Origin of the sequence: Streptococcus sp. CL6.22 (assembly GCF_049738055.1) — a bacterium.
Classification (GTDB): Bacteria; Bacillota; Bacilli; order Lactobacillales; family Streptococcaceae; genus Streptococcus; species Streptococcus mitis_DJ.
The window spans coordinates 41,483-50,273 of sequence record NZ_JBKOTV010000018.1 but is presented as its reverse complement, the minus strand read 5'-3'; the positions used below and the strand labels follow the sequence as shown (position 1 = coordinate 50,273).

7 protein-coding genes and 1 pseudogene are annotated in these 8,791 nt (G+C 39.9%); 1 reads left to right on the top strand and 7 read right to left on the bottom strand.

From position 1 onward, the window contains the following. From ACLNCW_RS09430 to pbp2a, 5 genes and pseudogenes are all read right to left on the bottom strand, one after another. Positions 1-301 (bottom strand): annotated as a pseudogene (locus ACLNCW_RS09430) (sigma-70 family RNA polymerase sigma factor); the annotation flags it as partial. 120 nt (positions 302-421) lie between these two features. Then, positions 422-958 (bottom strand): transcription termination/antitermination protein NusG, encoded by a 537-nt coding sequence (nusG, locus tag ACLNCW_RS09425; RefSeq protein WP_000376740.1) that lies wholly within the window; start codon positions 956-958, stop codon positions 422-424. Positions 959-1,011: 53 nt separating this feature from the next. After that, positions 1,012-1,188 carry a preprotein translocase subunit SecE gene (secE, locus tag ACLNCW_RS09420; RefSeq protein WP_001210990.1) on the bottom strand — a complete coding sequence of 59 codons (177 nt, stop codon included), beginning with the start codon at positions 1,186-1,188 and terminating at the stop codon, positions 1,012-1,014. Positions 1,189-1,197: 9 nt separating this feature from the next. Further along, a complete protein-coding gene (gene rpmG, locus ACLNCW_RS09415; protein WP_001809375.1) occupies positions 1,198-1,350 on the bottom strand; it encodes a 50S ribosomal protein L33 in 153 nt (50 codons plus the stop codon). A gap of 52 nt (positions 1,351-1,402) precedes the next feature. Continuing rightward, a complete protein-coding gene (gene pbp2a / locus ACLNCW_RS09410; protein WP_424846154.1) occupies positions 1,403-3,598 on the bottom strand; it encodes a penicillin-binding protein PBP2A in 2,196 nt (731 codons plus the stop codon). Between the two features lie 86 nt (positions 3,599-3,684). On the opposite strand from pbp2a, the gene ACLNCW_RS09405 reads away from it, so the two are divergent. Beyond that, positions 3,685-4,560, top strand: coding sequence for an RluA family pseudouridine synthase (locus ACLNCW_RS09405; RefSeq protein ID WP_424846152.1), 876 nt, complete (start codon positions 3,685-3,687; stop codon positions 4,558-4,560). Between the two features lie 68 nt (positions 4,561-4,628). Here ACLNCW_RS09405 and gap read toward each other — a convergent pair whose 3' ends face one another. Together gap and adhE are read right to left on the bottom strand one after the other, a co-directional pair. Beyond that, positions 4,629-5,639: a type I glyceraldehyde-3-phosphate dehydrogenase gene (gene gap, locus ACLNCW_RS09400; RefSeq protein ID WP_033687386.1), complete on the bottom strand. Its 1,011-nt coding sequence runs from the start codon at positions 5,637-5,639 to the stop codon at positions 4,629-4,631. A 318-nt stretch (positions 5,640-5,957) separates the two neighbouring features. After that, a complete protein-coding gene (adhE, locus tag ACLNCW_RS09395; RefSeq protein WP_000763952.1) occupies positions 5,958-8,609 on the bottom strand; it encodes a bifunctional acetaldehyde-CoA/alcohol dehydrogenase in 2,652 nt (883 codons plus the stop codon). Positions 8,610-8,791 lie beyond the last annotated feature (182 nt).

Genomic DNA, 8,791 nt, shown 5'->3' with positions numbered 1-8,791 from the left:
GACCTCCCTCGCTTATACGATGACTAATCTCACCTACTTCTTCATAAGGTTCTTTATCATATCTACGCTTCTGGCTTTCTTGTTTACGGATATGGTCTAAAATTCGATTACGGAATTTAGTTTTGAAGTATTTTCGTAAACGAGGAATATCTTCTACTAGCTCTTCTTCTCTACTAATCAATTCATGTAAGCAGAGCATGCCCTCTTGGTCCCAATCAGTTAACTCCCATAAATGCAAGTAATATTCATTTCTACTCTTATACACAATTCCCTGGACTTCTTTATATAATTCTTTAAACATAACGTCCCCCTTTCTAGATACAGTCTAACAAATAATGAAGCTAATCGGGGCCATTTCGCCTATTCTGTCTCCTTTACCGTCTCAACTGCACAAAAAAGAGAGGACATGCCTCTCTCAGGGTTATAATTCTGCAATTTGGTTTAGGTTTACTTCTGCAACTGTGTCATTACCAAACATAGAGATAATCATCTTCACTTTATTGTTATCAATCTCTGTAATTTTACCAGTATAGTCTGCAAAAGCGCCATCAATGATACGTACAGTTTGACCAACTTCAACATCGATATCAAACTCTTGTACAGTTTGTCCCATAGAAACCAAGATATCACGGATTTCTTGTTCCAATAATGGAGTTGGTTTTGATCTATTTCCGTGAGATCCGACGAATCCTGTAACGTTTGGTGTGTTTCGAACAACAAACCAAGCTTCATCTGTCATCACCATTTCCACAAGAACATAACCTGGAAAGCGATTTTCTTCTACTTCTTTTCTCTTTCCATTTTTTTCAACTTGCACTGTTTGTGTTGGAATTTCAACACGTAAAATATTATCCAACATATTGTAGGTTTGTGCACGTTGTAATAGATTTTCTTTTACCTTATTTTCATAACCAGAATAAGTTTGTAAAACAAACCACCCTTTGTCAAAACTATCCATGATACTTCCTTTCATAATAGAAGATTTCTAGCGTGAATAACTCCACAGGTCTTCTAAAAAATGTTAATAAATCGAATCAAACCTGAAACAATCAACTTGTCAAAAATATAAATAATCACAACAAAGAAAGCAGTGTATTCCATGATAGAACGAAAATCTCTCCAGCTTTCCTTGCGAGTTGGCCATGTTGTGTCTTTAAGAAGTCTAAAAATATCTCCAATAAAACGCATCGCTCTCTCCTATCTCGTTTCTCTGTGTGTAGTGTACTTACCACAATGTTTACAAAATTTATTTACTTCTAGTCGTGTTGGCTTGGGGTTTCCGCTGATCTTGATTGAATAGTTTCTCGAACCACAAACCGCACAAGCTAGGCTTGCTTTTTTTAGTGCCATAACGCCTCCATCTTATCTATTATAACAAGAAAGCTAGGCTTTGACAAGCATCTTAACGAAATAGATTGACTACCGAATCCCATATCGTTTGAGCCTTTTCCTTAATTTTAGCATCCGAGATAGCACGGCTAGCCTCATCTACCAGATTTTGTGCACGACTTCTAATATCAGAAAGGCTATTATCCGCCTGATTTTCTTCATTACTCTGTACTTGATTTCTTGTATTGGCTGGTGCAATTCCATTTTGCTTATACGCATTTTCAACTGTAAAGGTACTTCCTGGCGTATAAGGTAAAATGGTATTGGCAATGTTTCTAAAGACATGGGCTGCACCGTTTGAAGTAGATCCTGCTAGATAGTGGCTTTCATCAGTGGTAGGAAAACCAAGCCAGTGACTAATCACTACATCCGGAGTATAACCAACTACCCACTGGTCACTTGTGTATTCAGGATTGAAAACAGCTTCAGTTGTTCCAGTTTTTCCTGCCATGACATAGTCTGCAGGTGATGAACTAATACCTGTTCCGTTTGTAAATGTTCCCAACATCATACTGGTCATCTTGTCAGCTACAGACTTATCAATCACCCGTTTTTGTGAATTTTTATGGCTCGCAATGACCTGACCACTAGCATTTTCAATTCTACTAATAAAATGAGCTTCCGGCATTAAACCTTCATTTGCAAAGGCAGCATATGCTTGAGCCATTTGCAGAGGGTTGGTTTCGACACCACTTCCCAAGGCTACACCAAGAACACGATCGACCTTTTCCATGTTGAGTCCGAATTTTTCGCCCGCCTCAAAAGCCTTGTCAACACCCAAGTCATTAACAGTGGCAACAGCAGGCAGATTAAGCGATTCTGCCAAGGCTTGATACATAGGAACTTCTCGACTCGTTTTGATCCCTGCATAGTTATCAACCTTATAGCTGTCATACTGCATGGTATGGTTATCCAACCGCTTATTCAAAGCCCAGCCAGCTTCAACTGCAGGCGTATAAACAACTAAAGGCTTAATTGTAGAACCAGGGCTACGTTTTGATTGAGTTGCATAGTTGAAATTCCGGAATCCAGTTTTATCATTGCCAGCAACCTGACCGACAACTCCACGAACTCCACCTGTTTTCGGTTCGAGAGCTACACTTCCTGATTGAGCAAATGTTCCATCCTCTGCCCTAGGAAATAGAGCTGTATTTTCATAGACAACCTGCATATTTGCTTGATAGTTTTGGTCCAGCTCTGTATAAATGCGGTAGCCATTATTGACAATCTCTTCCTCTGTTAGATTATACTTGGAAACAGCTTCATTAACCACCGCATCAAAGTAAGAAGGATAGCGGTAATCTGAGATTTTTCCTTCATACCTATCGTGTAATTGCGAAGTCATATCAACTTCTGCAGCTTCGGTTTCTTGATTTTTATCAATGTAACCCGCTGCAAGCATATTTTGCAAGACAGTATCGCGCCGATTGGTAGAATCTTCTACAGAATTCAAGGGATTATACAGTTCCGGCCCTTTGAGCATCCCTGCCAGAGTAGCAGCTTGATCTAAACTCACTTCTGATGCAGAAACTCCAAAGTATTTCTTACTCGCATCTTCTACACCCCACACACCATTTCCAAAATAAGCGTTGTTAAGGTACATGGTTAGAATTTGATCCTTACTATATTTTTTGGTTAATTCTAAAGCAAGGAAAAATTCTTTCGCTTTTCTCTCAACAGTTTGATCCTGTGACAGATAGGCGTTTTTAGCCAGCTGTTGGGTAATAGTAGAACCACCACCTGAACGACCAGCAGTTACAATAGCCAAGAAGAAACGACCATAGTTAATCCCGTCATTTTTATAAAAAGAACGGTCTTCTGTCGCAATAACGGCATTCTGCAAATTTTTACTGATATCAGTCAATTCAACATAGGTTCCTTTTTGACCAGACAAGGCACCAGCCTCCTTTTCTTCACGGTCAAAAATGAGAGTTCGAGTTTTCAAGGCATTTTGCAAATCATTGACATTGGTTGACTTGGCTACAGCAAACAAATAGGTTCCAACTAGCAAGCTTGCACTCAAACCTAGTATAAGGACAATCTTTGTTAGATGATAGCGACGCCAGAATTTTCGAATTGGACCTACTTGGGCTAATTTTTTTCGGTCACTACGAGAGCGACGTAAGCTAGTAGAATCAGAGTCCTCTAGTTCACTTGTTTCTTTTTTAAAAAGAGAAAGAAATTTCTCAAATAATTTATCTAATTTCATGCGTTTATTTTATCATCTTCGTCATTGGAAGACAAGAATTTAGCTATTTCCTATCCAAATAGGGCTTTTTTTGTTACAATATCTGTATGCAATTCACATTTACATTACCAGACTCTCTACCTCAAATGACGGTTAAGCAATTACTAGAGGAGCAACTCCTCATCCCTAGAAAAATCCGTCATTTTTTGAGAATCAAGAAACACATTTTGATTAATCAGCGAGAAGTTCACTGGAACGAGATTGTAAGTCCTGGAGATGTTTGCCAGTTGACTTTTGACGAGGAAGATTATCCCGAAAAAGAAATTCCTTGGGGCAACCCAAACCTCGTTCAGGAAGTTTATCATGATCAACACTTAGTTATTGTGAACAAACCAGAGGGGATGAAAACGCATGGTAATCAGCCAAACGAAATCGCCCTTCTTAACCATGTCAGTGCCTATGTTGGCCAAACCTGCTATGTCGTTCATCGACTGGACATGGAAACCAGTGGTTTGGTTCTCTTTGCCAAAAATCCTTTTATCCTGCCTATTCTCAATCGCTTACTGGAGAAAAAAAAGATTTCTAGGGAATACTGGGCACAGGTCGACGGACATATCAACAGCAAAGAACTTGTTTTCAAAGACAAAATTGGGCGTGATCGCCATGATCGTAGAAAAAGAATAGTTGATGCAAAAAATGGGCAATATGCTGAAACACATGTAAGCAGGTTAAAGCAATTTCCCAACAAAACAACTCTTGTTCGTTGCAAACTAAAGACAGGTCGAACACATCAAATCCGTGTCCACCTTTCTCATCATAACTTCCCAATTCTGGGCGACCCTCTCTATAATACTCAATCAAAAACAAGCAGACTCATGCTTCATGCCTTTCGACTTTCCTTTACCCATCCACTTACTTTAGAAAAGTTAAGTTTCACTACCCTTTCCGATACATTTGAAAAAGAATTAAAAAAGAATGGATGATTGTGTCATCCATTTTTTAATATTTAAAAAGCAAGACCAGCGGCCTTGCTTTTTTATCTACTCATGAATTATTTAGCGATTTTTGCGAAGTATTCAAGAGTACGAACAAGTTGTGCAGTGTATGACATTTCGTTGTCGTACCATGATACAACTTTAACCAATTGTTTACCGTCAACGTCAAGAACTTTAGTTTGAGTTGCGTCAAACAATGAACCGTAAGACATACCTACGATATCTGAAGATACGATTGGATCTTCTGTGTAACCGTATGATTCGTTTGAAGCTGCTTTCATAGCTGCGTTCACTTCATCAACAGTAACGTTCTTTTCAAGAACTGCTACCAATTCAGTAACTGATCCAGTTGGAGTTGGAACACGTTGTGCAGATCCGTCAAGTTTACCGTTCAATTCTGGGATTACAAGACCGATAGCTTTTGCAGCACCAGTTGAGTTAGGAACGATGTTTGCAGCACCAGCGCGAGCACGGCGAAGGTCACCACCACGGTGTGGTCCGTCAAGGATCATTTGGTCACCAGTGTAAGCGTGGATAGTAGTCATCAATCCTTCAACAACACCAAAGTTGTCTTGAAGAGCTTTAGCCATTGGAGCCAAGCAGTTTGTAGTACATGAAGCACCTGAGATAACTGTTTCAGTACCGTCAAGAACGTCGTGGTTAGTGTTGAATACAACTGTTTTAACGTCGTTTCCACCAGGAGCAGTGATAACAACTTTTTTAGCTCCACCAGCGTGCAAGTGTTTTTCAGCAGCTGCTTTCTTAGCAAAGAAACCAGTAGCTTCAAGAACGATTTCTACACCGTCGTTAGCCCAGTCGATTTGTTCTGGATCACGTTCAGCAGAAACTTTGATGAATTTACCGTTAACTTCAAATCCACCTTCTTTAACTTCAACAGTACCGTCGAAACGACCTTGAGTTGTGTCGTATTTCAACAAGTGTGCAAGCATAACTGGATCTGTAAGGTCGTTGATACGAGTAACTTCAACACCTTCTACGTTTTGGATACGACGGAAAGCAAGACGACCGATACGTCCGAAACCGTTAATACCAACTTTAACTACCATTAGTGATTTCCTCCTTATGAAAATCATGAAATTTTTATTGTGAAAAGAGTAACTTGAATCACTACAAATCACCTTTCAACAAACCTATTATATAACTATTTAAGTTTAATTGCAAGTACGGGCGTTGTTTTTTGTCTATACCCCACTTATTTTTCTTTCTCCTTTTAAAGCCTATACTGCTATCTTTCTTTGTCTACCTAGTCATTTCCCACTTTCCTTTTCAGATGAAAAGTGAAAATAGAAAAGATAAAAATTATTTTCAATCTTCCAATTTTACAAAAAAGAGACAGGAAATTCCTGCCTCTAGGCTGATAACAATTATTTACGGCGTCCTGGTCTTTCTTTGTAACCATAGTAAGAATCTTCGATGATTTCTTGCATATGGTCAACCATTGGAAGACGTGGGTTTGCAGGTGAACATTGGTCTTCATAAGCAAGGAAGGCCAATTCACGTGAATGTTCTTTCCATTCTTTTTCGTCAACACCTTGTGCTTTGAAGTTCATTTGGATACCTACGCGCTCACCGAGTTCGTAAACAGCTTTTGCAAAAGATTCAACCCCTTCTTCTGGTGTAGAAGCTGGAAGTCCAAGCATACGAGCGATATCTTGATATTTCTCGTCTGCACGGTAGTAGTTGTACTTAGGCCATGTAGCTGTCTTAGCTGGGCGAGTACCGTTGTAACGGATAACGTATGGAAGCAAGATGGCATTAGTACGTCCGTGGATTGTGTGGAATTGCGCACCAATCTTATGGGCCATTGAGTGAGAAATACCTAGGAAGGCATTGGCAAAGGCCATACCAGCGATTGTTGAAGCGTTATGCATTTTCTCACGTGAGTGGAAGTCTGCATTCTTAACTGAGCTTTCAAGGTTTTCGAATACAAGTTTGATAGCTTGAAGCGCAAGACCGTCAGTGTAGTCGCTAGCCATTTGTGATACGTAAGCTTCAGTCGCGTGGGTCAATACGTCCATACCAGTGTCCGCAGCAACAAATCCAGGAACTGTCAATACTAAGGCAGGGTCTACGATTGCCACGGTTGGTGTCAATGAGTAGTCAGCGATTGGGTATTTACGGTTGTTTGCTTTATCAGAGATAACGGCAAATGGAGTTACTTCAGATCCTGTACCAGATGTAGTTGGGATCGCGATGAATTTAGTCTTCTTACCAAGCAATGGGAATTTGAAGGCACGTTTACGGATATCCATGAATTTTTGTACAAGGTCACGGAAGTCCACTTCTGGTTGTTCGTAGAAGAGCCACATTACTTTAGCAGCATCCATTGGAGATCCACCACCGAGAGCGATGATTGTATCTGGTTTGAAGGCACGCATAATCTCAGTACCACGTTCAACTGTAGTGATATCTGGATCTGGTTCTACATCTGCAAAGATTTGGTAAACCACCTTATTGCGACGAAGATCAAGTTGTTCGATGATACGATCAAGGAAACCAAGCTCTACCATGGCATGGTCAGTAACGATCATGACACGTTCAACGTCACGACATTTTTGAAGGTATTGAATTGAATCACGTTCAAAGTATGTTTTTGAAGGAAGTTTCATCCATTGCATGTTATTTCTCCGTCTTCCGACTTTTTTAATATTCAAGAGGTTAATGGCACTAACGTTATCCCCAACTGAGTTACGTCCGTAAGAACCACATCCAAGTGTCAATGATGGTAAGAAGGCATTATAAACATCCCCGATACCACCGAAAGTAGAAGGTGAGTTACAGATAACACGAATAGCTTTAACAGCTTTACCAAATTCTTTAGTCAATTCTTCGTCAGCTGTGTGGATAGCTGCTGAGTGTCCAAGACCGTTAAATTCAACCATTTGACGAGCTTTAGTAATACCATCTTCACGGCTTTCAGATTTCAAAACTGCGATAACTGGTGACAATTTTTCACGAGTCAATGGCTCATTTTCACCAACTTCTTTACATTCTGCAGCAAGAATGTTTGTTCCTTCTGGAACTGTAAATCCTGCTTGTTCTGCAATCCAAGTTGCTGGTTTACCAACGATGTCAGCGTTCAATTTTGCACCAGCACAGTTTTTGCTATTTGCTTTCACGCCGAAGCAGAATTCTTCAAGAAGAGCTTTTTCTTTTTTGTTTACAAAGTAAGTGTGGTAAGATTTGAACTCTGCTACAAATTCATCATAAATTTCTTTATCAATGATAACCGCTTGTTCAGATGCACAGACCATACCGTTATCAAATGATTTAGACATGACGATATCGTGTGCAGCTTGGCGGATGTTAGCTGATTTTTCAACATAAGCGGGAACGTTTCCGGCACCTACCCCAAGAGCTGGTTTACCACATGAGTATGCGGCTTTAACCATGGCATTACCACCTGTTGCAAGGATTGTGGCAACACCTTCGTGGTTCATAAGTGCACTAGTTGCTTCCATAGATGGTTCCGTGATCCACTGTACACAGTTTTCAGGAGCTCCTGCTTTAATCGCAGCATCACGAACGATTTGAGCCGCGTGAGCTGATGATTCTTGAGCTGATGGGTGGAAGGCAAAAACGATTGGATTACGTGTCTTCAATGAAATCAATGATTTGAAGATTGCTGTTGATGTTGGGTTTGTTGTTGGAGTGATACCACAGACAACACCAACTGGTTCAGCAATAAGAGTCAAACCTGTTACATCGTCTTCTTCGATAACGCCAACTGTCTTAGTGTGGCGCATGTTGTTTACTACGTGTTCACAAGCAAACAAGTTCTTAGTTGCTTTATCTTCAAATACACCACGTCCTGTTTCTTCAAAGGCATGTAAAGCCAATTCTCCGTGGGCATCCAAAGCTGCCACTGACGCTTTAGCTACGATGTAGTCGACCTGTTCTTGGTCGAGTTTACGCATTTCCTCAAGAGCAACTAAAGCTTTTTGCACCAAGCCATCGACATGCTTTTCAGCAGCGAGTTTCTTTTCTTCTGGTGTCACAGTTTTTTTATCAGCCATATTTTCCTCCATAGCTTTCAAGGATCGATATCCTTTGTTAATTTTTTCACAAGTTTATTATAACGCATTATTTCAACTTTGTAAACAGTTTCATAAACATTTCACAAAGAATTTTTTATTGTTTGTGAATTTTTTCTCATTTTCTTTACTTATCAAGTTTTTTCTTTAGAGTTTGTGAAATG

Coding starts and splice junctions, on each gene's coding strand:
- nusG (WP_000376740.1), bottom strand. CDS start 958: ATGGATAGTTTTGACAAAGGGTGGTTTGTTTTACAAACTTATTCTGGT.
- secE (WP_001210990.1), bottom strand. CDS start 1,188: ATGCGTTTTATTGGAGATATTTTTAGACTTCTTAAAGACACAACATGG.
- rpmG (WP_001809375.1), bottom strand. CDS start 1,350: ATGGCACTAAAAAAAGCAAGCCTAGCTTGTGCGGTTTGTGGTTCGAGA.
- pbp2a (WP_424846154.1), bottom strand. CDS start 3,598: ATGAAATTAGATAAATTATTTGAGAAATTTCTTTCTCTTTTTAAAAAA.
- ACLNCW_RS09405 (WP_424846152.1), top strand. CDS start 3,685: ATGCAATTCACATTTACATTACCAGACTCTCTACCTCAAATGACGGTT.
- gap (WP_033687386.1), bottom strand. CDS start 5,639: ATGGTAGTTAAAGTTGGTATTAACGGTTTCGGACGTATCGGTCGTCTT.
- adhE (WP_000763952.1), bottom strand. CDS start 8,609: ATGGCTGATAAAAAAACTGTGACACCAGAAGAAAAGAAACTCGCTGCT.